Annotated in this window: 28 protein-coding genes and 1 pseudogene; 18 read left to right on the forward strand and 11 right to left on the reverse strand. The window is 60.0% G+C overall.

The genetic code is table 11. The annotated features are described in order from the left end of the window. The 6 genes from BOSE62_RS02175 to BOSE62_RS02200 all read left to right on the forward strand — a co-directional run bounded on the left by BOSE62_RS02175 (position 1) and on the right by BOSE62_RS02200 (position 6,305). Complete coding sequence (locus BOSE62_RS02175) at positions 1-390, forward strand: GxxExxY protein (RefSeq protein ID WP_159641092.1); 390 nt, start codon at positions 1-3, stop codon at positions 388-390. Positions 391-435: 45 nt separating this feature from the next. Then, positions 436-1,416 (forward strand): metal-dependent hydrolase, encoded by a 981-nt coding sequence (locus BOSE62_RS02180; protein WP_159641095.1) that lies wholly within the window; start codon positions 436-438, stop codon positions 1,414-1,416. 14 nt (positions 1,417-1,430) lie between these two features. Next, positions 1,431-2,825 (forward strand): cryptochrome/photolyase family protein, encoded by a 1,395-nt coding sequence (locus BOSE62_RS02185; protein WP_159641098.1) that lies wholly within the window; start codon positions 1,431-1,433, stop codon positions 2,823-2,825. Between the two features lie 159 nt (positions 2,826-2,984). Continuing rightward, on the forward strand, positions 2,985-3,767 hold the full coding sequence (locus BOSE62_RS02190; protein ID WP_159641101.1) for an SDR family oxidoreductase: 783 nt from the start codon (positions 2,985-2,987) through the stop codon (positions 3,765-3,767). Positions 3,768-3,834: 67 nt separating this feature from the next. Further along, the gene (locus tag BOSE62_RS02195; protein ID WP_159641104.1) at positions 3,835-5,103 is read left to right on the forward strand and encodes an SAM-dependent methyltransferase; all 1,269 of its coding nucleotides are present in this window, start codon (positions 3,835-3,837) and stop codon (positions 5,101-5,103) included. Next, positions 5,103-6,305, forward strand: coding sequence for a serine hydrolase domain-containing protein (locus BOSE62_RS02200; RefSeq protein ID WP_236553784.1), 1,203 nt, complete (start codon positions 5,103-5,105; stop codon positions 6,303-6,305). The genes BOSE62_RS02195 and BOSE62_RS02200 overlap by 1 nt, the downstream gene beginning before the upstream one ends. A 10-nt stretch (positions 6,306-6,315) precedes the next feature. Here BOSE62_RS02200 and BOSE62_RS02205 read toward each other — a convergent pair whose 3' ends face one another. Then, positions 6,316-7,017, reverse strand: a complete 702-nt coding sequence (locus BOSE62_RS02205; protein WP_159641107.1) for an SDR family NAD(P)-dependent oxidoreductase — start codon at positions 7,015-7,017, stop codon at positions 6,316-6,318. 2 nt (positions 7,018-7,019) lie between these two features. After that, positions 7,020-8,543 carry an amidophosphoribosyltransferase gene (purF, locus tag BOSE62_RS02210; protein WP_159641110.1) on the reverse strand — a complete coding sequence of 508 codons (1,524 nt, stop codon included), beginning with the start codon at positions 8,541-8,543 and terminating at the stop codon, positions 7,020-7,022. A 186-nt stretch (positions 8,544-8,729) separates the two neighbouring features. Between purF and hisI the strand changes: the two genes are divergently transcribed. Genes hisI through BOSE62_RS02230 form a run of 4 tightly spaced genes read left to right on the forward strand, consistent with a single transcriptional unit; the run spans position 8,730 to position 11,945 of the window. After that, a complete protein-coding gene (hisI, locus tag BOSE62_RS02215; RefSeq protein WP_443028816.1) occupies positions 8,730-9,092 on the forward strand; it encodes a phosphoribosyl-AMP cyclohydrolase in 363 nt (120 codons plus the stop codon). Further along, positions 9,089-9,613: a hypothetical protein gene (locus tag BOSE62_RS02220; protein ID WP_159641116.1), complete on the forward strand. Its 525-nt coding sequence runs from the start codon at positions 9,089-9,091 to the stop codon at positions 9,611-9,613. The genes hisI and BOSE62_RS02220 overlap by 4 nt, the downstream gene beginning before the upstream one ends. A 37-nt stretch (positions 9,614-9,650) precedes the next feature. Next, entirely contained in the window at positions 9,651-10,088 is a 438-nt protein-coding gene (locus BOSE62_RS02225; protein WP_159641119.1) for a MerR family transcriptional regulator, read from the forward strand. A 54-nt stretch (positions 10,089-10,142) separates the two neighbouring features. Next, entirely contained in the window at positions 10,143-11,945 is a 1,803-nt protein-coding gene (locus BOSE62_RS02230) for an acyl-CoA dehydrogenase C-terminal domain-containing protein (protein ID WP_159641122.1), read from the forward strand. Between the two features lie 9 nt (positions 11,946-11,954). Here BOSE62_RS02230 and BOSE62_RS02235 read toward each other — a convergent pair whose 3' ends face one another. Continuing rightward, positions 11,955-12,743: an aspartyl/asparaginyl beta-hydroxylase domain-containing protein gene (locus BOSE62_RS02235; RefSeq protein ID WP_159641125.1), complete on the reverse strand. Its 789-nt coding sequence runs from the start codon at positions 12,741-12,743 to the stop codon at positions 11,955-11,957. A 273-nt stretch (positions 12,744-13,016) separates the two neighbouring features. On the opposite strand from BOSE62_RS02235, the gene BOSE62_RS02240 reads away from it, so the two are divergent. Then, a complete protein-coding gene (locus BOSE62_RS02240) occupies positions 13,017-13,289 on the forward strand; it encodes a hypothetical protein (RefSeq protein ID WP_159641128.1) in 273 nt (90 codons plus the stop codon). Positions 13,290-13,325: 36 nt separating this feature from the next. Here the strand turns inward: BOSE62_RS02240 and BOSE62_RS02245 are convergent, their stop codons facing one another. The 3 genes from BOSE62_RS02245 to BOSE62_RS02255 are packed head-to-tail and all read right to left on the reverse strand — an operon-like array spanning position 13,326 to position 16,276. Further along, positions 13,326-14,063, reverse strand: a complete 738-nt coding sequence (locus BOSE62_RS02245; RefSeq protein ID WP_159641131.1) for a dienelactone hydrolase family protein — start codon at positions 14,061-14,063, stop codon at positions 13,326-13,328. After that, positions 14,060-14,980, reverse strand: coding sequence for a cysteine synthase A (gene cysK / locus BOSE62_RS02250; RefSeq protein ID WP_159641134.1), 921 nt, complete (start codon positions 14,978-14,980; stop codon positions 14,060-14,062). The genes BOSE62_RS02245 and cysK overlap by 4 nt, the downstream gene beginning before the upstream one ends. A 24-nt stretch (positions 14,981-15,004) precedes the next feature. After that, positions 15,005-16,276, reverse strand: a complete 1,272-nt coding sequence (locus BOSE62_RS02255) for an MFS transporter (protein WP_159641137.1) — start codon at positions 16,274-16,276, stop codon at positions 15,005-15,007. A gap of 201 nt (positions 16,277-16,477) precedes the next feature. On the opposite strand from BOSE62_RS02255, the gene BOSE62_RS02260 reads away from it, so the two are divergent. Then, positions 16,478-17,170, forward strand: coding sequence for a L,D-transpeptidase family protein (locus tag BOSE62_RS02260; RefSeq protein WP_236553786.1), 693 nt, complete (start codon positions 16,478-16,480; stop codon positions 17,168-17,170). A gap of 302 nt (positions 17,171-17,472) precedes the next feature. Further along, the gene (locus BOSE62_RS02265; RefSeq protein WP_164089269.1) at positions 17,473-17,613 is read left to right on the forward strand and encodes a hypothetical protein; all 141 of its coding nucleotides are present in this window, start codon (positions 17,473-17,475) and stop codon (positions 17,611-17,613) included. A gap of 20 nt (positions 17,614-17,633) precedes the next feature. Here BOSE62_RS02265 and BOSE62_RS17595 read toward each other — a convergent pair. Next, positions 17,634-17,681: pseudogene (locus tag BOSE62_RS17595) on the reverse strand (hypothetical protein); the annotation flags it as partial. Between the two features lie 5 nt (positions 17,682-17,686). Between BOSE62_RS17595 and BOSE62_RS17345 the strand changes: the two are divergent. Further along, the gene (locus BOSE62_RS17345) at positions 17,687-17,878 is read left to right on the forward strand and encodes a hypothetical protein (RefSeq protein WP_443028817.1); all 192 of its coding nucleotides are present in this window, start codon (positions 17,687-17,689) and stop codon (positions 17,876-17,878) included. Between the two features lies 1 nt (position 17,879). Beyond that, positions 17,880-17,993 carry an LPXTG cell wall anchor domain-containing protein gene (locus BOSE62_RS02275; RefSeq protein WP_159641140.1) on the forward strand — a complete coding sequence of 38 codons (114 nt, stop codon included), beginning with the start codon at positions 17,880-17,882 and terminating at the stop codon, positions 17,991-17,993. Positions 17,994-18,012: 19 nt separating this feature from the next. On the opposite strand, the gene BOSE62_RS02280 is transcribed toward BOSE62_RS02275, so the two are convergent. Continuing rightward, positions 18,013-20,310 carry an ATP-dependent helicase gene (locus BOSE62_RS02280; protein WP_159641143.1) on the reverse strand — a complete coding sequence of 766 codons (2,298 nt, stop codon included), beginning with the start codon at positions 20,308-20,310 and terminating at the stop codon, positions 18,013-18,015. Positions 20,311-20,451: 141 nt separating this feature from the next. On the opposite strand from BOSE62_RS02280, the gene BOSE62_RS17490 reads away from it, so the two are divergent. After that, a complete protein-coding gene (locus BOSE62_RS17490; protein WP_268893892.1) occupies positions 20,452-20,577 on the forward strand; it encodes a hypothetical protein in 126 nt (41 codons plus the stop codon). On the opposite strand, the gene rsmD is transcribed toward BOSE62_RS17490, so the two are convergent. Together rsmD and BOSE62_RS02290 are read right to left on the reverse strand one after the other, a co-directional pair. After that, positions 20,574-21,131, reverse strand: coding sequence for a 16S rRNA (guanine(966)-N(2))-methyltransferase RsmD (rsmD, locus tag BOSE62_RS02285; RefSeq protein ID WP_159641146.1), 558 nt, complete (start codon positions 21,129-21,131; stop codon positions 20,574-20,576). The two genes, BOSE62_RS17490 and rsmD, sit on opposite strands and share 4 nt — an antisense overlap. A gap of 96 nt (positions 21,132-21,227) precedes the next feature. After that, positions 21,228-22,037: a pseudouridine synthase gene (locus BOSE62_RS02290; RefSeq protein WP_159641149.1), complete on the reverse strand. Its 810-nt coding sequence runs from the start codon at positions 22,035-22,037 to the stop codon at positions 21,228-21,230. Between the two features lie 95 nt (positions 22,038-22,132). On the opposite strand from BOSE62_RS02290, the gene BOSE62_RS02295 reads away from it, so the two are divergent. Together BOSE62_RS02295 and BOSE62_RS02300 are read left to right on the forward strand one after the other, a co-directional pair. Then, entirely contained in the window at positions 22,133-22,894 is a 762-nt protein-coding gene (locus BOSE62_RS02295) for a DUF1223 domain-containing protein (RefSeq protein WP_159641152.1), read from the forward strand. A gap of 73 nt (positions 22,895-22,967) precedes the next feature. Further along, entirely contained in the window at positions 22,968-24,314 is a 1,347-nt protein-coding gene (locus BOSE62_RS02300; protein WP_159641155.1) for an AmpG family muropeptide MFS transporter, read from the forward strand. Between the two features lie 146 nt (positions 24,315-24,460). On the opposite strand, the gene BOSE62_RS02305 is transcribed toward BOSE62_RS02300, so the two are convergent. Then, positions 24,461-25,783, reverse strand: a complete 1,323-nt coding sequence (locus BOSE62_RS02305; protein WP_159641158.1) for a bifunctional folylpolyglutamate synthase/dihydrofolate synthase — start codon at positions 25,781-25,783, stop codon at positions 24,461-24,463. Positions 25,784-25,840 lie beyond the last annotated feature (57 nt).

Below are 25,840 nucleotides of genomic sequence, written 5' to 3' on the forward strand. Positions count from 1 at the left end.
GTGGAACGTATTGAAGAGTTCGCCAAAGTCTGTGTTGATTGTGGTTTCTGGCTGCACAAGGAGTTGGGCCCGGGACTGCTTGAATCCGCCTATGAAATATTGCTTTGCGAGAGTTTGAAAGAGAAAGGTCTTTCTGTCGAAAGACAGAGGATCATTCCTATTGTCTTCAAGGGGCGAGTTTTGGACGAGGCATTTCGGGCTGGCCTGATCGTCGAAAACAGACTGTTGATTGAGTTGAAGTCTACCGAACGCTACGCACCGGTTCACGCCAAGCAATTGTTGACCTATCTACGTTTGATGGATTTGCCGCTCGGTTTCCTGATGAACTTTGGCGCAGCCACTTTCAAAGAAGGCGTAAAACGGATAGCCAATGACCATTATGCAATCTAAGCACCTCTTTCTTTGTGCCTTCGTGTCTTCGTGTGAGCAAAAATCTTGGACAATCTGACCCACAGCTTGGCCGGTGCCGTTCTCGGCCAGATGGGCCTGAAAAAGAAAACCGGTCTCGGCATGGCGACGCTGATCATCGCTGCCAATATTCCCGATATCGACGCGGTGGCGACCTTGCTCGACGGGGTGCAGCATCTGGCGATCCGGCGCGGGATCACCCATGGGCCGATCGCGATGCTGGTTCTGCCCTTGTTGCTGACCGGGATCATGATCGGGTTTGACCGCTGGCAGACGAAGCGCGGCAAACGACCTGCGGATCGCTTGCCTATCCACAAGGGCTGGCTGCTGGCTTTGGCCTATATCGGCTGTCTGAGCCATCCGGCGCTGGACTGGCTCAACAGCTATGGCATCCGCCTGCTCGAACCCTTTTCGTCGCAATGGTTCTACGGCGACAGTATTTTTATTATCGATATCTGGATCTGGGCGGCGCTGATTGCTGGTGTCTGGATTTCGCGGCGACGGGAGAAGAGGGGTGGCCCGAGTTGGCAGCGACCGGCGTGGATCAGCTTTGCTGCCGTCGGCGCCTATATTTTCGCCAATGGCATGATCACCGGCAAGGCGGAAGCGGAGACCAAGTCGCTGCTCTCGCGCAACGCTCATCAGGTCGAAGCGAAGGTCGAAGACAATATGGTCGTAGCCAACCCGGTGCCGCTCCAGTTCTGGAAACGGGAGATGTTGTGGCGGAACGAAACCGCTTACGGGTCAGGTGCTTATGATCTGTTTGACGGATTGGTTCTCAATGAAAAGCAGGTTATGGCCCAACCCGGCCGAACGCCGCTTCCTGGTCTCGCAACGGCCAGCGATGACGCTGCGGCTTTTCTGTTCTGGTCACGGATGCCGGTGGTTGAGCGGGATCAGGCCGAGCTAATTATCAGAGACCAGCGCTTCATGGATCCGCTGGTGGGAGACCGCTTTTCTGTTCGTGTGAATGCCCGAAAAGACAGGTTGGAGCAACCAGCTCCCTGAGCGATGGGTGGGGCATGACAAAACCCAAAATCATCTGGTTCCGCCGGGACCTTCGCCTTTCCGATCAAGCCGCCGTAGCCGCTGCCGCCGCATCAAACGGCCCCATCATTCCGGTCTATATTCTCGACAATGAAACGCCGAAACACCGTATCATGGGCGGGGCTTCGCGCTGGTGGCTGCACCGGTCACTGGAAGAGTTGGAAGCATGTTTGCGAGATAGGGGGTCGCGGCTGATCCTCCGGAAAGGGCCGGCTTCGGAGCATTTGGCCGAAATTGTCAAATCGACCGGAGCGGATGAGGTCCATGCGCTGCATCATTACGAGCCGTGGTGGCGCAATGCCGAACGAATGTTGGAAAAGTCTCTCGGTGATGCGGCGCGGTTGATCCTGCATGATGGCAATTATCTGCTGCCGCCGGGTACGGTGACCACGGGTTCCGGTACGCCCTATAAAATCTACACACCCTTCTGGAAGGCGCTGCGCCAGCATATGCCGCCGGGGGAAGCCGCTCCCGCACCTGAAAGCCTCGATGCGCCTGACAGTTGGCCGGATAGCGATACGCTGGACGACTGGGACCTGTTACCGACCAAACCGGACTGGGCTGCAACTTTTGGTGACCACTGGCAGCCGGGGAGTGCCGGAGCGGAAGACAATCTCGAGGAGTTTGCCGACAAGGCAGCAGAATATGACGAGGGTCGCAATCTGCCTTCGGAAGAACTGGTCTCCCGCCTGTCGCCGCATCTGCATTTTGGCGAGATCAGCCCGGCGACCGTCTGGAACCGGCTGGCGGGGCAGGGGAGCAAGGTCGAAACCTATCTCAAGGAGCTGGTCTGGCGCGACTATGCGCAAAATGTCATCGACCAGTTCCCGCAATATGGCGGCGAGAGCTATCGCGAGAAAATGCGGGCGCTGCCGTGGCGCGACATGGGTGACGATAGGGTGAAAGCCGACTTCGACGCCTGGTGCCACGGGAAGACCGGCTATCCTATTGTCGATGCCGGGATGCGCGAACTCTGGGCCACCGGCTGGATGCACAATAGGGTCCGGATGATCGCCGCGAGCTTTCTGATCAAGCATCTGCTGATCGACTGGCGCGAGGGCGAGCAATGGTTCTGGGACACTTTGGTCGACGCCGATTACGCGTCCAACAGCGTCAACTGGCAATGGGTGTCGGGCACCGGCGTTGACAGCAATATGTTCGTCCGGATCATGGCGCCGCTGACCCAGTCGGAAAAATTCGATGCAGGCGACTATATCCGCCAATGGGTCCCGGAACTGGCCGATATCGACGATCCCTATATTCACGATCCGGAAGATCACGGTTGCAAGCCCCAGGATTATCCGGCCAAGCTCATCGGGCACAAGGAAGCGCGCGAACGGGCGCTCGAGGCTTATGCCAGGGTGAAATAATCCCGGGGATTGAAATGCGCGTCGCAAGCCGATATTATTGGCGCGCAAATCAAAGGATATCAGGTCGATGAACAAGTAGGTCGCCGTCAGGCATTATCAAAATACAAGCTCTCCAGTCCGCCGGGTTGGTCATTTTGACACCTATATTCAGGACCTCTTATGCACAGACTATCAGGAAAATTTTGTATCATTACCGGTGCCGCCCGCGGCATCGGCAAGGCTATTGCCAAGGCTTTCGTTGAAGAGGGAGCGGCGGTTCTGCTCACCGACTGCGATGCCGGGCCCTTACAGGCGACCGGCGAGGAACTGGGCTGCGACACATTTTTGCTGGACGTGGAGCAGGAAGCGGACTGGGACCGGCTCGCCAGCTTGCATCCTGCCGCCGATGTCGTCGTCAACAACGCCGGTATCACCGGCTTCGAAAAGGGCATCGGGCCGCATGATCCGGAAAATGCCTCGCTCGAGGACTGGCGCGCGGTGCACCGGGTCAATCTCGACGGAACCTTCCTCGGTTGCCGCTACGCGATCCGGGCGATGAAGGACAAGGGCGCGGGATCGATCATCAATATCTCGTCGCGCTCCGGGCTGGTCGGGATACCGGGGGCAGCCGCTTATGCTTCGTCCAAAGCCGCGATCCGCAACCACAGCAAATCGGTCGCGCTTTACTGCGCGCAGCAGGGCTGGCAGATCCGCTGCAACTCGATCCACCCCGCAGCGATCCTGACACCGATGTGGGAGCCGATGCTGGGCGAGGGCGAGGCGCGGGAGCAGTCCGAAAAGGCGCTGGTCCGCGATACGCCGCTGCAGCGGTTCGGCAAGGACAGCGAAGTAGCCGCGATAGCGGTGCTGCTGGCATCGGACGAAGCGACCTATATCACCGGATCGGAACTGAATATTGATGGCGGCATATTGGCGGGTTCGGCTGCCGCGCCGGGAAGCTGATTGATCGCGGGCAATGGGGACTAGTTCTACGTTGCCAAGCGCTTAGCGCTGGTCCATATTTGCGCGCATGAACGTCGAAACCCCCAAACGCGGCCAGCATCTGCTGGATAGGCGTAAAAGATTTGCCACTGGCGGGGGCTTTTTCGCGCGCCTGTTCGCGCCCGGCTTTCACCATATTCTCGACCGGATCGATGCCGGGCTGGATCATGGCACGTTCGAGGGCAAGCTGCCCGACGGGACGACGCGGATATTGGGCGGGCGCGGCGAAGGACCGATGGCGGAGGTCGAACTGCGCAGCTGGAACGCGCTGCTGCGGCTGATCAACAGCGGCTCGGTCGGCTGGTACCGGGCGTGGGAACTGGGCGAGTGGGACAGTCCCGATCTGGTGCCGGTTTTTGACCTGTTCACCCGCAACCGCGACGGGCTGAAGAGCACCGGGCGGGCCTCCGGCCTGTTCAACTGGGTGGTCCGGCGGCGGCACTCAAAACGGGGCAATGACAAACGCCGGGCGCGGCAGAATATCCAATATCATTATGATCTGGGCAATGATTTCTACCGGCTCTGGCTCGATGTGAACATGATCTATTCCAGCGCGATTTTTCGCAACAAGAAGGAGAGTCTGGAGCAGGCGCAGCGCAACAAGATCGCCGCGATTGCCGAAAGACTGTCGACCAGGGCCGGTGACAGCGTTCTCGAAATCGGTTGCGGCTGGGGCGCGCTGTCGGGCAGTCTGGCGCGCGATCACGGACTGGATGTGACCGGTATTTCACTGTCCGACGAACAGACCGCCTGGGCGCGGGAGCATCATCCCGAGGCGGGCTATCTGATCCAGGATTATCGCGACGTCGACGGCCAATATGATGCCATTGCCAGCGTCGAGATGGTGGAAGCGGTCGGCCAGCAATATTGGCCCGACTTCCTCGATTGCATCGCCCGCAACCTGAAACCCGGCGGCCGGGCGGCGCTGCAATATATCGCCATTGCCGACGATATTTTCGAACAATATGCGAGCAGCGCAGACTTCATCCAGACCTATATATTTCCCGGCGGCATGCTGCTGTCGGAGAGCCGGTTCCGGGCGCTGGCCGTGGAACGCGGCCTGCAATGGGCCGACCAGAAGAATTTCGGTCTCGACTATGCGCGCACGCTGAAAATCTGGCGCGAGCGGTTTGACGACGCGGTCGAGAGCGGTGATCTGCCGGCCGGATTTGACGAGAAATTCGTCCGGCTGTGGCGTTTCTATCTGACCTATTGCGAAGGCGGATTTCGCGGCGGCGGCATCGATGTCGGTCAGGTCACGCTGATAAAGAATAATGAAAATGGGAGAGCGGAATAATGCGATTCATCGGAAAGCTGGCGATGTTGGGCGTCGCCTGTATCAGTCTGACAGCCTGCGAGCAGGTGCAGAAAGTTGCGGCCGATGCCGCCGGTCTGCCGACGGACAAGAATATTCTGTTCTGGACCGATGCGCAGCGGGACAAGGCGTTCCGGGTGATGGATATGCTGGTGCCTTCCAACACCATCGCCGCTGGCGATAATCCGCGGGCACTGGAGGCGGGAAATCCGCTGCCGGACAGTTTCGAGGTCTCCGGAGCGCCGCTGACGATCGACGATTATATGAAGCAGCAGCGGCTCGCCGGCATGGTGATCCTGCAGGATGGCAAGATCCGCAAAGAAGAATATCGCCGCGATTTTGAACAGGACGAACGCTGGACTTCTTTCTCTGTGGCCAAATCGCTGGTCTCGACGCTGGTCGGTGCGGCGATCAAGGATGGTTTTATCAAGTCGATCGACGATCCGCTGACCGCTTATATCCCGGAGCTGAAAGGCAGCGGCTATGACGGGGTAACGGTGTTGCAGCTGCTGACTATGACATCGGGCGTGAAGTGGAACGAGGATTATGCCGACCCGAAATCCGATGTGGCGCTGTTCAACAATACCAAGCCGGTCGACGGGATGGATCCGATCATCGTTTATATGAAGACGCTGGAGAATGAAGCGACGCCGGGCACCCGCTGGCAATATAATACCGGTGAAACCAATTTGATCGGCGTGCTGGTGGCCAAGGCAACAGGTAAGACTTTGTCTGAGTATCTTTCCGAAAAGGTTTGGAAACCTTATGGAATGGGGCAGGATGCCGAATGGCTGCTCAACGAGGGAGGCAAGGAAATCGGCGGCTGCTGCATCTCCGCGACGGTGCGGGATTATGCCCTGTTCGGTCAGTTTGCGATGGAAGGCGGCAAGATCGGCCAGATCTCCGTCGTGCCCGAAGGCTGGTTCGAAAAGGCCGGCATGAAACAGGCGGACATCGGCGTCCCGGGGCGCGGCTATGGCTATCAGTGGTGGACGTTTGACGACGGCAGTTTTGCCGGTCAGGGAATTTTTGGCCAAGGGATCTTCATCGATCCGGCGCAGAAGCTGGTCATCGCGACCAACGGCAACTGGCCGAGCGCGTCACCCGAAGAACAGAAGAACCAGCGGATCGCCTTTTTCGAAGCGGTGAAAAAATACGTGGCGGCCGAGCCGCCGCTGAGCTGATCTGAACCCGTCAGCTGACCTGAAAATGCTCGCCGGTTTCGAAATCGCTGGCGAGTATTTCCACCAGCCGGTCGGCGACGACCGAGGGGAGTTTGACACTGGCCGGATCCTCGCCGGGATAGGCGCTGGCCCGCATTGCGGTGCGGGTCCGGCCGGGATCGACAATGGCTGTGCGAATCTTGCCCAAATTGCGCATTTCTTCGCCATAGCTGGTCAAAAGTGTCTCGAAAGCGGCTTTTGATGCACCATAAGCGCCCCAAAATGCCCGCGGCTTGCGGCCGACGCTGCTGGTCATGCCGACAACCCGGGCATCGTTACTCTTGCGCAACATCGGATCGAATCCGGCGATCAGCGCCTGCTGCGCGATCAGGTTGAGCGTCAGGACTTTGTTGAATTCCTCGCCGTCGATCGCCGGCACCGGTGTCAGTGTTCCCAGCATGGCGGCGTTGAGGACGAGAATGTCGAGCCCATCCCAGCGGCCGGCAATGGCGGTTGCGAGACGCCCGATACTATCGCCATCGGTCAGGTCGAGCGGCGCGATGGTAGCGCTGCCGCCGGCGTTGTGAATCTGCTCCTCGATCTTTTCCAGTCCATCGGCGCTGCGCGCGGTGATCACGACATGGGCGCCTTCGCGCGCCAGTGCCAGCGCCGTTGCCGCACCGATACCGCGGCTTGCACCCGTAACGAGCGCCAGTTGCCCTTCAAATTTCATGGTCAGTTCGCTGATTGCTTGAGGCGGGGCAGATCGCCGGACGGTTCATGGTCGCGCGCCGTGCCGGTGGAGTCGGACCGTTCGTTGAGCATGGTCAGCTGATCCGGTTCTTCCTCTCCGTCGCGGTCGGTGAGGACAGTCGGATAGGCACCGGTGAAACAGGCATCGCAATATTGTGGCTGCAGATCGTGGCGCGTGTCTTCGCCGGCAGCGCGGTAAAGACCGTCAATGGACACGAAGGCCAGGCTGTCGGCCTGGATGAACTCGCGCATTTCCTCGATCGATTTGCGGGCCGCAAGCAGTTTTTCCCGCTTGGGCGTATTCACGCCGTAAAAGCAGCTGTGCATGGTCGGCGGACTGGCGATCCGCATATGGACTTCCGAAGCGCCGGCTTCGCGCATCATCTGCACGATTTTCAGGCTGGTGGTTCCGCGCACGATCGAGTCATCGACCAGCACGATTCTCTTGCCGTTGACCAGCGGCCGATTGGCGTTGTGCTTGAGCTTGACGCCGAGATGACGGACGCCGTCGCCCGGCTGGATGAATGTGCGACCGACATAGTGCGACCGGATGATCCCCAGTTCGAACGGTATGCCCGATTCCTCGGAAAAACCCAGCGCTGCCGGGGTGCCGCTATCGGGCACCGGGATGACATAATCGGCGGTGACCGGGCTTTCGATGGCGAGCTGTGCGCCGATACCCTTGCGCACGCTGTAAACCGAGCTGCCGTCGACGATCGAATCGGGACGGGAAAAATAAACATGTTCAAAAATGCAGGGGCGGGCCGGTACATTGCTGAACGGGCGATGGGAGCGCAATTCGCCGTTGGTGATGACGATCAACTCGCCAGGTTCCACACTGCGGACATATTCCGCACCGACCAGATCAAGTGCTACGGTTTCCGAAGCAAAGACATAGGCCTCGCCAATCCGGCCCATCACCAGCGGACGGATGCCCAGCGGATCGCGGCAGGCAATCATGCCCTCTGCGGTCATGCAGATCAGCGAATAGGCGCCCTCGACCTGCTTCAGGGCGTCGATGAACTTGTCGAGCAGGGTGCGATATTTCGATGTCGCGACGAGATGGATGATTACTTCGGTATCGCTGGTCGACTGGAAGATCGAACCGTGGCGGACCAGCTCGTCCCGCAAGGCGAGCGCGTTGGAAATATTGCCATTGTGGGCGATCGCAAAACCGCCGGACGCGAGGTCGGCCTCGAGCGGCTGGACGTTGCGCAAAGTGCCGGCACCGGTGGTCGAATAGCGGACATGGCCGCAGGCCGAATCGCCCTGCAGACGGTTGATCACTTCTTCACTGTCGAAATTGCCGGCCACCGGACCTAGTGCGCGGTGGCTATAGAATTCCTTGCCATTGCGGCAGGTGATGCCGGCGGCTTCCTGACCGCGATGCTGCAGGGCGTGCAGACCGAGCGCGACCATGGCGGCGGCGTCGTCAATACCGGCGACGCCAAAAACGCCGCATTCTTCCCGCAGCTTGTCATCTTCAAACGGGTGGGTTGTCAGCATATCTCACCTGGCATGTAATGGGTCGGGCGCGCGATGCCTGCCATATAGGTTTGAAAGGTCGCTTTGTCTGCCCCCAATGTCATAAAATCATAATATTGCACGATCGGGCGCGGGGAGGCCGTGGCAATTGCGCCTTTTACCGTTGCGCGCGACCGGATCGGCTCTTAATCCACCTCTATGAGCAATATCGAAAATGATCCGGAAACCGGAAGTCTGCTGCAACCGAAATATGATTCGAAAGGCCTGATCACCGCGGTTGTCACCGATGATTCGACAGGCGAGTTGCTGATGCTCGCCCATATGAATGCCGAGGCCCTGCAGCTGACCCGGGATAGCGGAATCGCGCATTTCTATTCCCGCAGTCGCCAGAGCCTCTGGAAGAAGGGCGAGACGTCCGGCAATATATTGACGGTAACAGAACTGCGCATCGATTGCGATCAGGATGCGCTTTGGATCAAGGCTGTGCCCGCAGGTCCGGCCTGTCACACAGGCCAGAGAAGCTGTTTTTACCGCAAGATTGTCGATGGCAAGCTGGAGCCTGTCGATTGAGTCGCATCGCGGCCATGCTGGTTTCTCTTTTGCTGGCGGGTTGCGGGCAGCAGCAGCCGGAGGAAAAGAAAAACGTCGCGGAACTGCCACCGCTTGAGCAGGCCGCGATCGATGCCGGCGTTATTCCCGATGTCCGTAATGTCACGCTGTCCGGCGCTTTTGAACGGCGCAGCGATCTGGGGACGGACCGGTTTTGCGCCGTCGGCAATGACGAGAACGGCTATCAGATCGGCATGATCGCGGTGTTCGGGCCGGAGACCAAATGCGAAGGGCTGGGGGAGGCCGAGCGGGACGGGGAAACGGTCCGGATCACCCTGAATAGCGAGGAAAACTGCAGCTTTTCGGCGCGGTTTGACGGAGTCGAGCTGGAATTGCCGGGCAGTCTGCCGGAAGCCTGTGCAAGCTATTGCAGCCCCCGCGCCGGCTTTGAAGGCGTCAGCTTTTATATGATCGGCGAAGGCGATGCGGTTGCGCGGTCGACAAGCGGGCGCGACTTCGAGAATCTCTGCCCCGGCGGCTGACATTGACGTTTACGTTAGCGTAAGCTATACAGTGTCCATGTCGCAGCAACCAAACCATGCCGAAATTGACACGCCCGACCTGCAAAACCGGGAGACTTACACGATATCCGACCTGTCGGACGAATTTGGTGTAACCGCCCGTGCCTTGCGATTCTATGAGGATGAGGGACTTATTGCCCCGCACCGCAAGGGTCTGTCGCGCATCTATACCAAACGCGACCGCGCGCGCCTTGCCTGGATCATGCGGGCCAAGAATGTCGGGTTCAGCCTGACCGAAATCCGCGACATGATCGATCTTTACGATCTCGGCGACGGCCGGAAGACACAGATGCAGGTCACCGTCGCGAAATGTCAGGAAAAGGTCGACTCGCTGAAGAAACAGCGGGCCGACATCGACAGCTCGATCAAGGAACTGACCGGTTTCATCAAGACCGTGAAGGAAGTCATGGCGGATGCCGAAGCGCAGAATCAGTAGAAAATAGATGCCGGCAATATCCGGCCGTCCCATTTGAGTAGAAAGTAGAATATCATGCCCAGTTATACCGCGCCGGTTGGCGAAGTCTGCTTCATCCTGAACGAGGTGCTTGGCCTCGAAAATTACGCGAACCTTCCCGGCTTTGAAAATGCGACCCCCGAAATGGTCGAGGCTATTCTGACCGAGGCCGGGAAATTCTCGACCGAAGTGCTGCACCCGCTGAACCAGTCGGGTGACGAGGAAGGCTGCACCCGTCATGAAGACGGATCGGTCACCACGCCAAAGGGTTTCAAGGAAGCTTATCAGCAACTGACCGATGGCGGCTGGACGACCTTGTCCTCGCCGGAAGAATTCGGTGGCCAGGGCCTGCCGCGCGTGGTCGGCAACGCGGTCATGGAATTCATGATCTCGGCCAACCAGGCGCTGGAAATGTACAGCGGCCTGACGCAGGGCGCGATTGCCTCGATCCTCACCGAGGGCAGCGAAGAGCAGAAGCAGACTTATGCGACCCAGATGATCTCCGGCAAATGGACCGGCACGATGAACCTGACCGAGGCGCATTGCGGCACCGATCTGGGACTGATCCGGACCAAGGCCGAACCCATGCCGGGCGGCCATTATGCGATCACCGGCCAGAAGATTTTCATCTCTGCCGGCGAACATGACATGGCGGAAAATATCATCCACCTCGTGCTGGCGAAGACCCCGGGCGCTCCCGACAGCTCGAAAGGCATCTCGCTGTTCATCGTTCCGAAATTCCTGGTCAACGAAGACGGCTCGCTGGGCGAACGCAACGGTGTGAGCTGCGGCTCGATCGAGGAAAAAATGGGCATCCACGGCAATGCGACTTGTGTGATGAACTATGACGGCGCGACCGGCTATATGGTCGGCGAAGAGAATAAGGGCCTGCGCGCGATGTTCATCATGATGAACGCGGCGCGGCTGGGCGTTGGCCTGCAGGGTCTGGCGCAGGGCGAAATCGCCTATCAGAATGCCGTGATCTATGCCGGGGACCGCCGGCAGGGCCGGGCGCTGACCGGTGCCCAGGATCCGGAAGAAAAAGCCGATACGCTGTTCGTCCACCCGGACGTTCGCCGGATGCTGATGGACGGCAAGGCCTTTACCGAATCAATGCGGGCACTGGTTCTCTGGGGCGCGTTGCAGGTCGATCTGGCCGACAAGGCGGAGACCGAGGAAGAACGGCAGATGGCCGATGATCTGGTCAGCCTGCTGACCCCGGTCATCAAGGGCTATGGCACCGACAAGGGCTATCAGGTCGCCACCGATTCGCAGCAGGTCTATGGCGGCCACGGTTATATTCAGGAATGGGGCATGGAACAGTTCGTACGCGATGCGCGGATCGCCATGATCTATGAAGGCACCAACGGTATCCAGGCGATGGATCTGGTCGGTCGCAAGCTCGGCCAGAACGGTGGCCGTGCGGTACAGGCCTTTTTCAAGGTGGTTGCCGAAGAAATTGCCGAAGCCAAGGGACACGAGAAACTGTCGGGATTTGCCGAAGCGCTGGAAAAGGCCAACGGCGAGCTGCAGAAGGCGACCATGTGGTTCATGCAGCACGGGATGGCCAATCCGAACAATGCCGGCGCCGGTGCTTATCATTATATGCACATCATGGGTATCGTATCGCTCGGACTGATGTGGTTACGGATGAGCAAGGCGGCGCAAGCTGCTCTCGACGCGGGCACCGACAATCCGAAATATTACGAGGCCAAGCTGGTGACGGCGCAATATTATGCCGAGCGATTCCTGCCGGATGCGGGCTCGCTGCGCCGCAAGATCGAAGGCGGTGCCGACTCGATCATGGCGCTCGACCCGGAAATGTTCGCGGTTGCCTGAGCGCCCTGATCAGGCGGCTTCATTCTGCTCCGCCTGCCGATAGGCTTCTTCCCACATACCAAGGTTTCGCCGGGCATCCTGCACGAAGGGTGACCGGCGAATGCCCCATAATGCCAGATCATTGGCCAGCCGCCCGAGCAGACGCATCGGGCGCTTCACCTGCAACAGCAGGATCACGCGGCGCTGATTGGTGGCATTATGGACCTGATGAAAATAGCTATCGTCGAAGATCAGCCATTTTCCGGCCTGCCAGTGCAGATCAATATCTTCCAGCTGCATCGTGCATCGCTCTGCTCTGTCGGGGACGATCAGTCCGAGATGGCAGGTGACCAGGCCGCGCGTCACGCCGCGGTGCCGGGGGATTTTCGCGCCGGGCTCGAGAATCGAGAAAAAGGCCGAGTTGAGACCGGGGATCCGGCGCACCAGTTCCGCCGTTACCGGGGCGCGGGCACAATTTTCTGCCACTTCATAGCCATAGCCGATCAGAAAGAAGGAGCGCCAGTTGCCGTCGCCGGCGATGCGCGCATGGTCGGGTGAAATCTCCCTGAGCGGTGGCACGGCATCGCGGTGACGCAGGATTGCGGCGGCCTCATCCGCGATAGCCTGCCATTTGTCGGTCAATCCGCCGGTCCACGGAAAGGCGCTGGTCGGGAGGACCGGCTCGGTCGGGATTTTCGACTGGTCCGTCGATATCCGGTTCATCGTGCCGCGCAGCCGTTTTCCAACCCGGATGACAAGCGGGCGATCGGACTGCGTTTTGCTGGTGGTCGAGGGAGGGCGCTGGTCTTGACTGGACATGGCGAGCAATCTTTCAATTGAAAAATTCCGGACCCATATTTGGGGATTATAACGCAGAATGTGACGGCAATTCGACAAACTGTTGCCAAAATTCTGTCAAAGTCCGGATCGGCATTTGCCCCGCGCCAAGTCGTGTTTTTCTGTAGATAGATGACTGAAATCAGCTATTTAGCGTCCATTTCGCTCATATGGTCGAAGGTTGCTGGACCGATCGGCAGAAATCCGTCAGCACATTTCGTGACAGGGGAATGATATGCATAAGGAGAATATGCAATGCATTCCAACAATAGCCAGAAGCGCCTACGCCGGTTGACCCCGTTTCTGATCGGCGCAGGATTGGGGTTGTCGGTTGCAGCCCATGCGGCCGAACCCGAAACCACGGACGAAGCGCCGCCGGAAATTCCGGCACCGACGATTGACACCGATGGTGATGGATCGATGGATGCCTGGGATCGCAACGGCGACCGGAAGCCCGATGCCTGGGACAGCGATGGTGACGGCCAGCCCGACCTGCTCGACAATGACGGCGACGGCGAACCGGACTAGACAAATATTCCGCAACGCGGTGAAACACCGGGCCTGTTAATGGTCCGGTGTTTTTCCATTCTCGAACAGTTCGTCGAACATGCTGAGCATGGCGGCCTTGCTTTGCCGGTCGGCCGAAGGATTGTAGCGGACCGCTTCAATCGATCGGCTATTGCTGCTGATGTCGGTGAAGCCGTGGAGCACGCCGGAATAGATGTGCACGTGGCAATCGGCTCCGGCTATGTCCATTTCTTCCAGAAATTCCCGCACCTGCTTTGGCGGAACAAGCGGGTCGGCCCGGCCATGGCAGACCAGAAGGCGCGCCTTGATCGTCCCGCGCTTGGCCGGCAGCGGCGTTGCCAGCAGTCCGTGAAAACTGACCACCAGCGCGATATCCTCGCCGCCGCGTGCCATTTCGAGGACGATTTCGCCGCCCATGCAATAGCCGATCGCGGCAATCCGGTTGTTCGCCAGCTTCGACCGCGTGCGCAATTCTGCCAGCGCGCAGCGGAAGCGGTCGCGATAATATTCGGCGTCGGCGCGCAGTTCGTCGGCCAGTTTGCGGGCTTCGCGCATGTCCTCGACATGGCCCTTGCCATAGAGGTCGCAGACCATCGCGCTATAACCCAGAGAGGCGAGCCAGCGGGCGCGATCATGCATCAGCTTGGTCGGTCCGGCAATGGTCGGAACGATCAATATGGCTGCGCGCGGATAGCGGCTGGGTTGCGCCATATAGCCGGCCAATTCCACATCACCATGCCGGTAGGTGAATTGCTGGACCTCGATCGAGCTCATTCTTCGGGCAAAAACTCTGGCACGGACAGATAGCGTTCGCCAGTGTCGTAGTTGAAACCGAGGACTTTCGCTCCATCGCCCAGTTCCGGCAGCTTCTGCGCGATCGCCGCCAGCGTTGCGCCGGAGGAAATGCCGACCAACATGCCTTCTTCCTTGGCCGCTCTCAGCGCCATGGCCTTGGCCTTGGCCGGATCGACCTGGATCGCACCGTCAATGCTCTGCGTGTGCAGATTGCCGGGGATGAAGCCGGCGCCAATGCCCTGAATCGGGTGCGGGCCGGGCTGGCCGCCGCTGATCACCGGGGATGAGGTCGGCTCGACCGCATAGACTTTCAGGCCGCTCCAATGTTCTTTCAGCACTTCCGCCACGCCGGTGATATGGCCGCCGGTGCCCACACCGGTGATGATCGCATCCAGCGGGTTGTCTTTGAAGTCGTTGAGAATTTCGATCGCTGTCGTGCGTTTGTGCACCTCGAAATTGGCCGGATTTTCAAATTGCTGCGGCATCCACGCGCCCGGCGTCTGGTCGACCAGTTCCTGGGCCCGTTCGATCGCGCCTTTCATGCCCTTTTCCTTCGGGCTGAGATCGAAGGTCGCGCCATAGGCCAGCATCAGCCGGCGGCGTTCGAGCGACATCGACTCGGGCATCACCAGCACCAGCGTATAGCCCTTGACCGCTGCGACCATGGCGAGGCCGACGCCGGTATTGCCCGATGTCGGTTCGATGATTGTACCGCCGGGCTTGAGCGCGCCGGATTTCTCCGCCGCCTCGATCATCGCCAGACCGATCCGGTCCTTTATCGATCCGCCAGGGTTGGAACGTTCGGACTTGATCCAGACATTGGCGTCGCCGAACAGCCGCTGCATCTTGATATGCGGTGTGTTTCCTATGGTTTCGAGAATATTATTGGCAATCATTATCCTGCGCTCCTGTTTCTCTTCTCATTTGTTTTCCGATGCCCTTTGCAGGTCTTCCGGTGGATCAAAAGTCTTGGCAGCGCCCAATTGCGGGAACAGGCGCGACCAGAGTCCGGTGACCACTATAGCACCGGCGCCGCCCGCTACAATGGCGGCAATCGGACCGACCAGTACCGCCAGTCCGCCGGACAAGGCATCGCCCAGTTCGTTGGATGCGCTGATCGTCATCTGGCTGACCGCGCCGACCCGTCCGCGCTTGGCGTCCGGCGTGTGCAGCTGGATCAGCGAGCCGCGGACATAGACGCCGAACATGTCGGCGGCGCCGCAGAGGCCGAGACAGGCCATCGACAGGTAGAGATTGGTGCTGAGGCCAAAGCCGATCGTGCCGAGACCGAACACCGCCATGGCCACGAGCATGCTGTTGCCGACATTCTTGCTGAGCGGGGCAAAAGAGAAGATCAGCGCGACTATGACCGCGCCGACCGCCGGCGAGGCGGCGAGCAGCGACAGGCCGATTTCTCCGGCATTCAATATGTCCTTGGCAAAGACCGGGATCATCGCCGTGGCGCCGGCGAGGAACATGACCAGCAGATCGAGCGTGATTGCGCCGAGCACCAGCTTGTTGGTCCAGACATAGGCCATGCCGTCGCTGACCTGCTGCAAGGGGCCTCTGGTCTTGTCCGCTTCCGGCCGCGGCACCGGGCCGATCATGCACATCGCCAGCGTTGCCAGGCTGTAGAGGCCTGCGCAGACGAAATAGGGCAGGGCAGCATCGACCTTGTAGAGCGGCCCAGCCATGCCCGGACCGGCAATGACGCCGACCTGCCAAGCGATGGTCGAAAGCGCAATGGCGCGCGGCAACGACGCTTTCGGGACCAGGTTGGGGGCGAGCGAGCTGATCGCCGGGCCGAGAAAGGCGCGGCAGATGCCGAGCAGCACCGCGATGATATAGATGGTCCAGAGCGTAATGCTGCCGGTGATGGTCAGCAGGGCTAGCGCCAGCGCTATCAGTGCCTGGGCCGCCAGCACGATACGCGCGATCCAGCGGCGGTCCATATGGTCGGCAACCCAGCCAACCAGCGGCGTCAGAATGAACAGCGGGACGAACTGCAGCAGCCCGAGCAGCCCCAGAATCCCGGCAGAAGCGCTGACCCCCATGCTTTCGCGTGCCAGATTATAGGCCTGCCAGCCGAGGATCAGCATCATTGCATAGAGCGCGAACATCGACGCCAGTCGCGAAAACCAGAGGTAGCGATAATTGGCAATAGTGAAGGGATGGGGTGCGGAACTGCTCACCGCATGCTGCTAGCGATTGCCGTAGGGTGCTGCAATCAATTCGTGCACGGGCGGCGGAATTTTGATCGCGCCGAATCCGGTCATTAACGCTTCCCCTTAACAGATGCACAACCACCGTTCCGCTGCGGGACAGCGGAAAAATCGACCGTTTCTCGAAGCCGATCCATGGTAAACAGTCTGTTAATTCAAGGAGACAGAGCGATGGTTGAAAAAATAGCCTATCGGGTGAGTATGACGGTTTTGCTGCTGGCGGCATTTGCGATACTCGCCATGCTGCTAATGGGCCTGACCCGGGCCGGCACCGAAACCGCGCAGGTCCAATCGCAGCCGGAACTGGGCGAAAACGCGCCATCCGAACCGGTGGTCCATAATGCCTCCCTGCCCACGAACGAAAACATAGAGACGGTTGAAATTGCCGAAAAACTGCCGCTGAGTGACAAGTTTGTTGTCAAACGCATCCTCCAGATCGACGAGCCTTTCGTGCACGGCTATTATAAATGGGATGACGAAGGCGTGCCGGAAGGCGAACTGGTCGTGACCGTCGATCTCAAGGCCGAGAGTATCTCCGTTTTCCGCGCCGGCTATGAAATTGGCGCGGCGGTGATCACCTTTGGCGATTCCCGCAAGCCAACCCCCACCGGGGTCTTCCCGATCACCCAGAAGAGCAAGGACCATGTCTCCAACATCTATGGCTCGCCCATGCCCTATATGTTGCGACTGACCAATGACGGCGTGGCGATCCACGCTTCCGATGTCAAATGGGGCTGGGGCACGCGCGGCTGCATCGGCGTGCCGATGGAGTTTGCCCGGCGCCTGTTCGAACAGGCCAAGCTCGGCGACCGGGTGATCGTCACCAATGGCAGGATGATGAACCTGGGCGACGCGATTTTGTAAGATTGCTGGCAGCTGCCTCGCTCCACCAGTTTTTCGGTCCCGGACGGGCTGCTTCCGTCATCGCGCCTTACAATAGCCTTCATCCCTTCCTATATGGAATATAGGCCCCTGCGGCCACGCTATCGCGATCCGCACCGGCATTGCCTCTTCACGATCAGAAATCCATCTGAGCGGCTTTCCTGAGGCAGGACCTATTCACAGCCCATTTGTTTGACGTTGTTCGCCGACAGCCGACCCGCCGATTCCTCTGTTGGAGCGAAGCTGGCGGCTGCCGTCCGCAAAACCCTCTGGAAGGAAATATCATGGCCAAGTCGCAGAAGAAATCGAACAAGGAAATCCGCAAGCCCAAGGCCGCCAAGGTCAAGAACAACGCTTCCAACCCGTCGGGCAAGGCGGGTGTCGTCGCCGGTCTTGAGAATATCAAGAGCAACCGCGGGAAATGACCGGACCGGAAGGGCACCCCTCATGCGTGTAAAAGCATCCACCTGCCGGGAACAGGAAGCGCGCCAGCTCGATCTGGCCGCCAATGACCCGCTCGAAAGCCGCCGCAAGGTCGCGGCCGCTGCTGCGAAGGCCTGGTGGCTGGAAGCGATCCAGGCCGAGAAACGCGAGGCCGGTCATATCGACCTGAAAGACCGGACTGACGCAGAGATCACAAGAGAATTCGCCGAAGAGACAGAGGCCGACGCCTCGCAGGACGGGGCTTGATATGCAGATTCGACTGGTGATTGCTTATGTACTGATTGCGTTGATGGTGGCGGGGCTGAGTGCGGGCGTTTATATTGTCCGCAAGAAACGCAAGGCGAAGCGCGGCGGCTATTAGTCAGGGACTGGAGTCCGGTTCAAGCCACCTCGACAAACGAGTCCAGAACCCGCTTGTCGCCCGACTTCTCGAACGCGATTTCCAGCTTGTTGCCTTCCTTCACCTTGACTTCGCCATAGCCGAATTTGGTGTGGAAGACGCGCATGCCGACCTTTACATCGTCGCGGCCCTTGTTGCCGAGAGAGACGGCGCTGCGGCGGGCTTCCTTGATGACGCGGGGTTTCTTGTCGAAGCCTGAGGAGGCGGCGCGTTGCCAGCCGGGGCCGCGTTTGCCGGCTCGGGTGGCGTTGGTCGCGGCGAGATGGGCGAAGGGATCGCTATTCTCGCTCCAGTTGGCGCGCCACAGGCTTTCGCCGCCGCTCATGCTGCTTTCATGCTCGACATGGTCCTTCGGCAGCTCGTCGATGAAGCGCGAGGGAATCGAGCTGGTCCACTGGCCGTAGATCCGCCGGTTGGCGGCGTGGAAGATCGTGCATTTTATCTTGGCGCGGGTGATCGCGACATAGGCGAGGCGGCGTTCCTCTTCGAGGCTGGCATTGCCGCCCTCGTCGAGACTGCGCTGCGAGGGGAATACGCCTTCTTCCCAACCGGCGCAGAAGACATGGTCATATTCCAGGCCCTTGGCACCGTGCATGGTCATGATCGTAACCTTGGGCTCGTCGTCGCGGGCATCATTGTCCATGACCAGAGAGACATGCTCAAGGAAATCGCCGAGCGTCTCATATTCTTCCATCGCCCTGGCCAGTTCGGTCAGATTCTCCAGACGGCCGGCGGCCTCGGTCGAGCGGTCGGCCTGCAGCATCGTCGTATAGCCGCATTCGTCGAGCACGATCCGGGTGAGTTCGGCATGATCGGTATCCGCCGCCATTTCGCGCCAGCGGCCGAAATTGCGCATCAGCTCGAGCAAAGTGTTGCGCGCGCGCGGTGGCAGTTCGTCGGTATCACAGATGTTGAGCGCTGCCGCGGCCAGCGGAATGCCTTGTGCGCGGGCAAGGCGGTGGACTTTTTCGACCGTCTTGTCGCCAAGGCCGCGCTTGGGTGTGTTGACGATCCGCTCGAAAGCGAGATCATCCGCAGGTTGCGTGATGACGCGCAGATAGGCCAAGGCATCGCGGATTTCGGCGCGCTCGTAAAAACGGAAACCGCCGATAATCTTGTACGGCATGCCGATCGAAATGAAGCGGTCTTCGAACTCGCGGGTCTGGAACTGGGCGCGGACGAGGATTGCGATATCGTTGAGCGAAACCTGTTTGATCTGCTGCAGCGCCTCGATCTCGTCGCCGGTGCGCCGGGCCTCTTCCGGACCATCCCAGACGCCGATCACCTGCACCTTGTCGCCTTCGGTTTCTTCGGTCCACAGGGTCTTGCCGAGGCGGCCGCTATTGTGATTGATCAGCCCCGATGCGGCGGCGAGAATATGCGGCGTCGAGCGGTAATTCTGCTCCAGCTTGACCACCGTGGCTTCGGGAAAATCCTTTTCGAATTTCAGGATATTGGCGACTTCCGCGCCGCGCCAGCTGTAGATCGACTGGTCATCATCGCCGACGCAGCAGATATTCTTGTGGCTCTGCGCGAGCAGCCGCAGCCAGAGATATTGCGAGCTGTTGGTGTCCTGATATTCGTCGACGAGAATATATTTGAAGCGGCTCTGGTAAAGCTCGAGAATCTCGCGATTGGTCTTCAGCAGGTTCAGCGAGTGCAGCAGCAGGTCGCCGAAATCGCAGGCGTTGAGCGCTTTCAGCCGCGCCTGATAGAGCGTGTAAAAATGCTGGCCCTTGCCATTGTCATAGCGTTCGGCCTCGTTGGCATCGAGGTCCTGCGGATTGAGGCCCCGGTTTTTCCACTGGTCGATCAGACCGGCGAGCATCCGGGCGGGCCAGCGCTTGTCATCGACTTCTTCGGCTTGGATCAGCTGCTTGAGCAGACGGATCTGGTCGTCGGTGTCGAGAATGGTGAAATTGCTTTGCAGGCCGACCATCTCGGCATGGCGGCGCAGCATTTTCGCGCCGATGCTGTGAAAGGTGCCGAGCCACGGCATGCCCTCGAAACTCTCGCCGACGATCGTCGCGATCCGCTCCTTCATCTCGCGGGCCGCCTTGTTGGTGAAGGTCACCGCCAGAATCTCGCTCGGCCAGGCCTTGCGCGAATAGACGATATGGGCAATCCGGCGGGTGAGGGCGGCGGTCTTGCCCGTGCCTGCACCGGCCAGCACCAGCACCGGACCTTCGCTGGTCAGGACGGCCTGACGCTGTGGCGCGTTCAATCCCCGGACATAGGGGGGATCACTCTCTTGCGGTTGTTTGACAGGTTCGGACATGGGTGAACAGTTAGGGAACATCGGCGCGGGCGGCAAGGCCAATATCACTTTTGACATGACCGAAAGGGCAGGTTGTAATTTATGCTGCGGCGCACCATCTGCTGATCAAGGGCGGCTAACGATACGCCGATGGAGCAGAAGATGAGCAAGAGACTTTTTACCAGCGCGGTAATCGCGACCCTGATGATGGCTGGCGTCAGCATCTATTCGACGGTCCATCAGGATCATGACGAAACGGCGTCGGTCCTGACGATGATGGGCGGCTAATCCTCCGCTTGTGACGTTCGAGCGGGGCGCAGGAGATGAATTCGCGCCTTGCCGCTGTCGCGGACGCAATCCAGATCAAAGCCCTTGACCTCGACATTTTCATGGCGTGATGTTTCCACCGCTATCCAGCTTGATGGCGCGAACCAGCCATGCCGGCCCAGCTTGTCCAGCGCCACCGCGCCGGCTCCCGATTCATAAGGCGGGTCCATCAGGATCAGGTCATAGGGCTTGCGGGCGGCACCGAGATGCAGGACCGATCCGATCCGCACATCGGCTTCGGCGCCGAGCGTTTCGATATTCTTTTCCAGCGCCCGAACCGCATCGGGATCCTGCTCGACAAAGGTGCAGTGCGCCGCGCCGCGTGACAGCGCTTCCAGGCCCAGCGCGCCCGACCCGGAAAACAGGTCGAGTATCTGCAAATCCTCGAAGTCGCCCAGCCGGCTGGTCAGCATCGAGAACAGCCGCTCGCGCGTGCGGTCGGCGGTTGGGCGGGTGGTTTCGCCTTTGGGCGCGATGATCTTTCTGCCGCGCCAGTTTCCTGCAATTATGCGCATTTTATTCCGTTCGTCCTGAGCCTGTCAAAGGACCGTGCGCGCTGGCACCATGGGCTTTGACAGACCCGGCACGAACGGATCTGGTAAGGCGCCCCATCATTTCAGCGTCTTCCGGAACTGGACCAGGTCGTGCTGGCGCACCGCTTCAATCTCGCCCTTTTGCAGATCGCCGAGGACGAAGGGGCCATAGCGGGTACGGATCAGGCGGGAGACCTCGAGACCGAAATGTTCCAGCACCCGGCGGACTTCGCGATTCTTGCCTTCGGTCAGCGTGACTTCGATCCACTGGTTGCGGCCGGTGCGCCGTTCGAGATTGGCGGTGATCGGGCCATAATGCATGCCCTCGATGGTGATGCCGCGATAGAGTTCTTCGAGCTGGTTCTGGGTAATGTCGCCGAAGGTCCGCGCACGGTAGGACCGTTCAATGCCGTTTTTCGGCAATTCCATCTGCCGCTTGAACTCGCCATCGGTGGTCATCAGCAACAGGCCCTCGGTGTTCATGTCGAGCCGGCCGATCGGCATGATCCGCTCCATTTCGGGAAGCACGTCATAAATCGTCTTCTTGCCGGAAAAGTCGCGTTCCGCGGTCAGATAGCCATTGGGCTTGTGAAAGCGATAGAGCTTGGCCGGAGAAGGCTCCGCCACCGGCTTGCCGTCGACGGTGATGCCGGTCAGATTCTTGAGCAACAGCGAGGGATGTTCAACCGGTTCACCGTTCAGCTCGATCCGTCCCGCATCGATCATCCGCTCGATTTCGCGCCGTGACGCCACACCGGCGCGGGCAAGCAGCTTGGCAATGCGCTGCCCTTCGCGGACATCGCTTGCAGGCGCTTTGGCCGCCGCCGGAGCCTTTGCGCCACGGGTCGGTTTTGCGCGATAGATCTTGGCTGGTTTCTCTTCGGTCATGGGCCGGTTCCATGGCGGAAAAATGCGCTCGCTGCAATCTGTAACCTCTGGTGTCACGGGCGCGAACAGATATTGTCACCCATCTGGAGCTAAAAATGCAGAAAATTGTCATCGCTGTGCTGTTGGCGACACTGGCCTTCGCCGGTGCGGCCGCCACACAATCGCTGCCCGTCTCTGCAGCCAGCGCGGTTCGGGTGACGGATGATCGCGCAGGATCCAATCCGGTGGTCATCGAGCTGTTCACCAGCCAGGGATGCTCGTCCTGTCCCCCCGCAGATTTGCTGGCCAGACGGCTGGCCAAAGACGGCTCCCTGCTGGTGATCACGCGACCGGTCACCTATTGGGACCGGCTCGGCTGGAAGGACACGCTGGCGCGCGAGGACAATACGCGCTTGCAGCGGGCCTATGCTTCAAAGGGCAAGGAAGGATCGGGCGTCTACACGCCGCAGATGATTGTTAACGGCGGCGGTGGCGCAATCGGTTCGCGGGAAAATGACATCCGCTCGCTGGTCCGGCGCGCCGACCGCAGCGGCCCGCGGATCAGCGCTGCCACCGACAGCGAGGGCCGGATGACGGTTACGATCAGCGGCAAGTCAGCCTATATGGCCGGCGTATCGCTGATCGCGCTCAGTTCCTCGGAAACGGTGCGGATCGGTAATGGAGAAAATGGTGGCCGGACGATGCATTATGTCAATGTGGTGAAGGCGGAGCGAAAGCTGGGCAGCTGGCGCGGCAAGCCGGCGCGCTTTGCCCTGACGCCCGCTGATCTGGCCGTCAACGGCGCCGACAAATATGCGATTGTTGTACAGCGCCCGGGGGCGGGGCCGATTGTCGCGGCCAAGTTGCTCGATATCTGATCGGCAGCAAAATCAAGCTGGCATTCAGGTGAATAGGCGCTAATGATTCCCCGAGTTCGAGGGAGATTATGGCGTGAGTGAGCAGGCAGCAGTATCGGGATGGCGCGGATATCTTCCGGCGGGAGTCCGGCCCTATAGTGAAGCGGCTCCTTTGGCGGCTTTGTTCCTCGGAGTGTCCTCGGCCCTGCCGCTGACCATGATCGCGGCGACCTTGACCACGCGTCTCGCCCAGGCGGGAATCGAGAAATCGACCGTCACCGCCTTCGCGCTGACCTTTCTCGCCTATAATTTCAAATGGCTGTGGGCGCCGATCATCGATGTCGTCAAATTGCCGATTATCGGTCGCGTCGGACAAAGACTGTCCTGGCTTATCGTGACTGCGGTCTTGGCGATGCTGTCGATCATCTATCTCGGATCGCTCGATCCGTCTCGGGACATCGCCGCTGTCGCGGTTGCCGCGATCATGGTCGGCATAGCGGGCGCGACATTTGACGTGGTGATCGATGCCTATCGGATCGAATTGCTCGAGCCCGAACAGCTGGGTGTCGGCTCCGGCATGTCGCAATATGGATGGCGCATCGGCGCGGCCACGGCCGGCGCGGTGGCGCTGGTGGTCGCGGCGCGGACCAACTGGTCGATTGCTTATTATGTCTGTTCGCTCTTCGCCCTGTTCGCCGTCATCGTCGGCCTGATCATGCGCGAACCGAGCCGCCGGCAGGAACCGATGGCGCTGAAAGGCCCGCTGGAAGCAGCAAAAGCCTACGTCAGTCCGCTGGTTGAATTTTTCAAACGGTCCGGCGCGCTGCTCGTCCTGTTGTTCGTCCTGGTTCACAAGATCGGCGATACTCTGGCCAATCTGACCTTCCGGCTGTTGTTCGAAGATCTGGGTTTCACCAATGACGAGATCGCCTTTTATGATGTCAGCCTAGGTTTTTTCGCCTTTCTGATCGGTATTTTCATCGGTGGTATCGTCTATTCGCGCCTGGGCATGAAAAAGGCGGTGATGCTGAGCCTGATCCTGATGGCGATCAGCAATCTGTCCTTTGCCGCGCTCGCCGCTGCTGGTCACAGCAACTGGGGCATGGCCGGAGCGATTGGCTTCGAGAATTTCGCCAGCGGTGTCGGCGGCGTCGCGGTGGTCGCCTATCTCTCGGCGCTGTGCAATCTGCAGTTTACCGGGACGCAATTTGCGCTGCTTTCGGCGGCGGCCAGTATCTTGGGTCGGTTCCTGACCGGAACGACGGCGGGTTCGCTGATCGAGGGCATGGGCTATGTGAACTTCTATCTTCTGACCACCGTGGCCGCCTTGCCCGGCGTTATCATGTTCTGGCTGATGATCCGCTATGGTCTGGTTGACCGGTCGCTGGGCACGGCGGGATCGGTACATGCCGAGGATACGGAAGCAAGCGCGCCGTCCTGATTAGGCGTCAAGCTTGATTGGGCGGCACTGCGGTCAACGCCGGAGGCGGGTCTGTATCCGCCAGGATATTGCAGGGATAGCAGCATTGTGACCGTTCTCGGCCCCGGCCTGCGCCGGGGCACGTTTACCGACAAACTCGGTGGCGATTAATCCGGGACCTGCTGGTTCGCTCTTAACACTTCGCCCGCCAGATAGAGCGAGCCGGCGATCAGCACCGTCTTTCCGGCGCCAAGGGACAGGGACTGCAGCGCGGCTGCGATATCGCCTGCTTCGGTCATGGGCGCAGCCGCGTCAGGATAGTCGTCCAGCGCGTGCGATTCATGACCGGGGACGGGGATCACCGTCACGCTGGCCAGTTTTTCGTGCAGCGGCGCGATGATCGCGTCCGGGTCCTTGTTGGACAGCATGCCGATGACCAGATCGATTGATCCCGCTTCATAGTCGGCAAAATATTTGGCGAGGGCCAGGCCGGCGCTGACATTATGGCCGCCGTCGACCCAGACCTCGGCGTCGCTTGGCAGCAAATGGGTAATGGGTCCGGCGATCAGGAAATGCATCCGTCCCGGCCATTGCGCCCAGCCCATGGCCGCCTTGAGCGCGGCGTCGGAAATGGAGAGCTTGTCCTGATGGCGCAGCATCGCGATGGCGAGCGCGGCATTGTCCGCCTGATGGGCGCCGACCAGCGCGGGCAGGGGCAGGTTGAGTTTTCCGGCGGCGTCTTTGTAATGGAGCTGGCCTTCGTAAATCGCCGCATCCCATTCCTCGCCGCGGGGAAAATGCTGCGCCCCCACATCTGCAGCATGATCGGCGATGGCGTGCAGCATTTCCGCAGCATATTTCTGCGTGAGCAAAGGCGCGTTCTTCTTCGCAATGCCCGCCTTTTCCCATGCGATGCGGGTCATCGGATCGTCCGGCGTGTCCTCTTCGGGACTGAGCAGAAAACCTTCATGATCGATGCCGAGCGCCGCTATGCCGGTGGCAACTGGGTCGGTGATGACATTGGTGGCGTCGAGCCGGCCGCCGAGACCGACTTCCAGGATGCAGGCATCGGCGGGTGTCTCGGCAAAGGCGAGAAAGGCGGCGGCGGTGGTCGCCTCGAAGAAGCTCGGGTTGATATCCTCGCTGCTGTCGAGCACCCGGTCGAGCAGGGTGGCGAGGGTGTCATCCTCGATCAGCTTGCCCGCCAGCCGGATCCGTTCGTTGAAGCGGACCAGATGCGGGCTGGTATAGACATGGGCCTTCAGCCCTTCCGCCTCGATGGCCGCGCGCAGGAAAGCGCAGGTCGATCCCTTGCCATTGGTGCCAGCGACGTGGAAGACGGGCGGCAGTTTTTCATGGGGATTGCCGAGACGGTTCAGGACTTCGCTGATCCGTTCCAGCCCCAATATATCGCGACCGGGGGACAGCATTTCCAGCCGGTCGAGCTGTTTCTGGACCGCGGGGGAATCGGAACGGGCGCCGTCTGCCATCTACTCCCCTCCCGCTCGCGGGAGGGGCCGGGGGTGGGCCCGAATATTTGGATAAGC

Source organism: Sphingorhabdus sp. 109 (assembly GCF_902506555.1).
In the GTDB taxonomy this organism is placed as follows: Bacteria; Pseudomonadota; Alphaproteobacteria; order Sphingomonadales; family Sphingomonadaceae; genus Parasphingorhabdus.

Excerpts from the sequence above, each read along its gene's own strand:
- BOSE62_RS02185 (WP_159641098.1), top strand. The coding sequence starts at position 1,431 with ATGACAAAACCCAAAATCATCTGGTTCCGCCGGGACCTTCGCCTTTCC.
- BOSE62_RS02190 (WP_159641101.1), top strand. The coding sequence starts at position 2,985 with ATGCACAGACTATCAGGAAAATTTTGTATCATTACCGGTGCCGCCCGC.
- BOSE62_RS02195 (WP_159641104.1), top strand. The coding sequence starts at position 3,835 with ATGAACGTCGAAACCCCCAAACGCGGCCAGCATCTGCTGGATAGGCGT.
- BOSE62_RS02200 (WP_236553784.1), top strand. The coding sequence starts at position 5,103 with ATGCGATTCATCGGAAAGCTGGCGATGTTGGGCGTCGCCTGTATCAGT.
- BOSE62_RS02205 (WP_159641107.1), bottom strand. The coding sequence starts at position 7,017 with ATGAAATTTGAAGGGCAACTGGCGCTCGTTACGGGTGCAAGCCGCGGT.
- purF (WP_159641110.1), bottom strand. The coding sequence starts at position 8,543 with ATGCTGACAACCCACCCGTTTGAAGATGACAAGCTGCGGGAAGAATGC.
- BOSE62_RS02225 (WP_159641119.1), top strand. The coding sequence starts at position 9,651 with ATGTCGCAGCAACCAAACCATGCCGAAATTGACACGCCCGACCTGCAA.
- BOSE62_RS02230 (WP_159641122.1), top strand. The coding sequence starts at position 10,143 with ATGCCCAGTTATACCGCGCCGGTTGGCGAAGTCTGCTTCATCCTGAAC.
- BOSE62_RS02235 (WP_159641125.1), bottom strand. The coding sequence starts at position 12,743 with ATGTCCAGTCAAGACCAGCGCCCTCCCTCGACCACCAGCAAAACGCAG.
- BOSE62_RS02240 (WP_159641128.1), top strand. The coding sequence starts at position 13,017 with ATGCATTCCAACAATAGCCAGAAGCGCCTACGCCGGTTGACCCCGTTT.
- BOSE62_RS02245 (WP_159641131.1), bottom strand. The coding sequence starts at position 14,063 with ATGAGCTCGATCGAGGTCCAGCAATTCACCTACCGGCATGGTGATGTG.
- cysK (WP_159641134.1), bottom strand. The coding sequence starts at position 14,980 with ATGATTGCCAATAATATTCTCGAAACCATAGGAAACACACCGCATATC.
- BOSE62_RS02260 (WP_236553786.1), top strand. The coding sequence starts at position 16,478 with ATGGTTGAAAAAATAGCCTATCGGGTGAGTATGACGGTTTTGCTGCTG.
- BOSE62_RS02265 (WP_164089269.1), top strand. The coding sequence starts at position 17,473 with ATGGCCAAGTCGCAGAAGAAATCGAACAAGGAAATCCGCAAGCCCAAG.
- BOSE62_RS02275 (WP_159641140.1), top strand. The coding sequence starts at position 17,880 with ATGCAGATTCGACTGGTGATTGCTTATGTACTGATTGCGTTGATGGTG.
- BOSE62_RS02280 (WP_159641143.1), bottom strand. The coding sequence starts at position 20,310 with ATGTCCGAACCTGTCAAACAACCGCAAGAGAGTGATCCCCCCTATGTC.
- BOSE62_RS17490 (WP_268893892.1), top strand. The coding sequence starts at position 20,452 with ATGAGCAAGAGACTTTTTACCAGCGCGGTAATCGCGACCCTGATGATG.
- rsmD (WP_159641146.1), bottom strand. The coding sequence starts at position 21,131 with ATGCGCATAATTGCAGGAAACTGGCGCGGCAGAAAGATCATCGCGCCC.
- BOSE62_RS02290 (WP_159641149.1), bottom strand. The coding sequence starts at position 22,037 with ATGACCGAAGAGAAACCAGCCAAGATCTATCGCGCAAAACCGACCCGT.
- BOSE62_RS02295 (WP_159641152.1), top strand. The coding sequence starts at position 22,133 with ATGCAGAAAATTGTCATCGCTGTGCTGTTGGCGACACTGGCCTTCGCC.
- BOSE62_RS02305 (WP_159641158.1), bottom strand. The coding sequence starts at position 25,783 with ATGGCAGACGGCGCCCGTTCCGATTCCCCCGCGGTCCAGAAACAGCTC.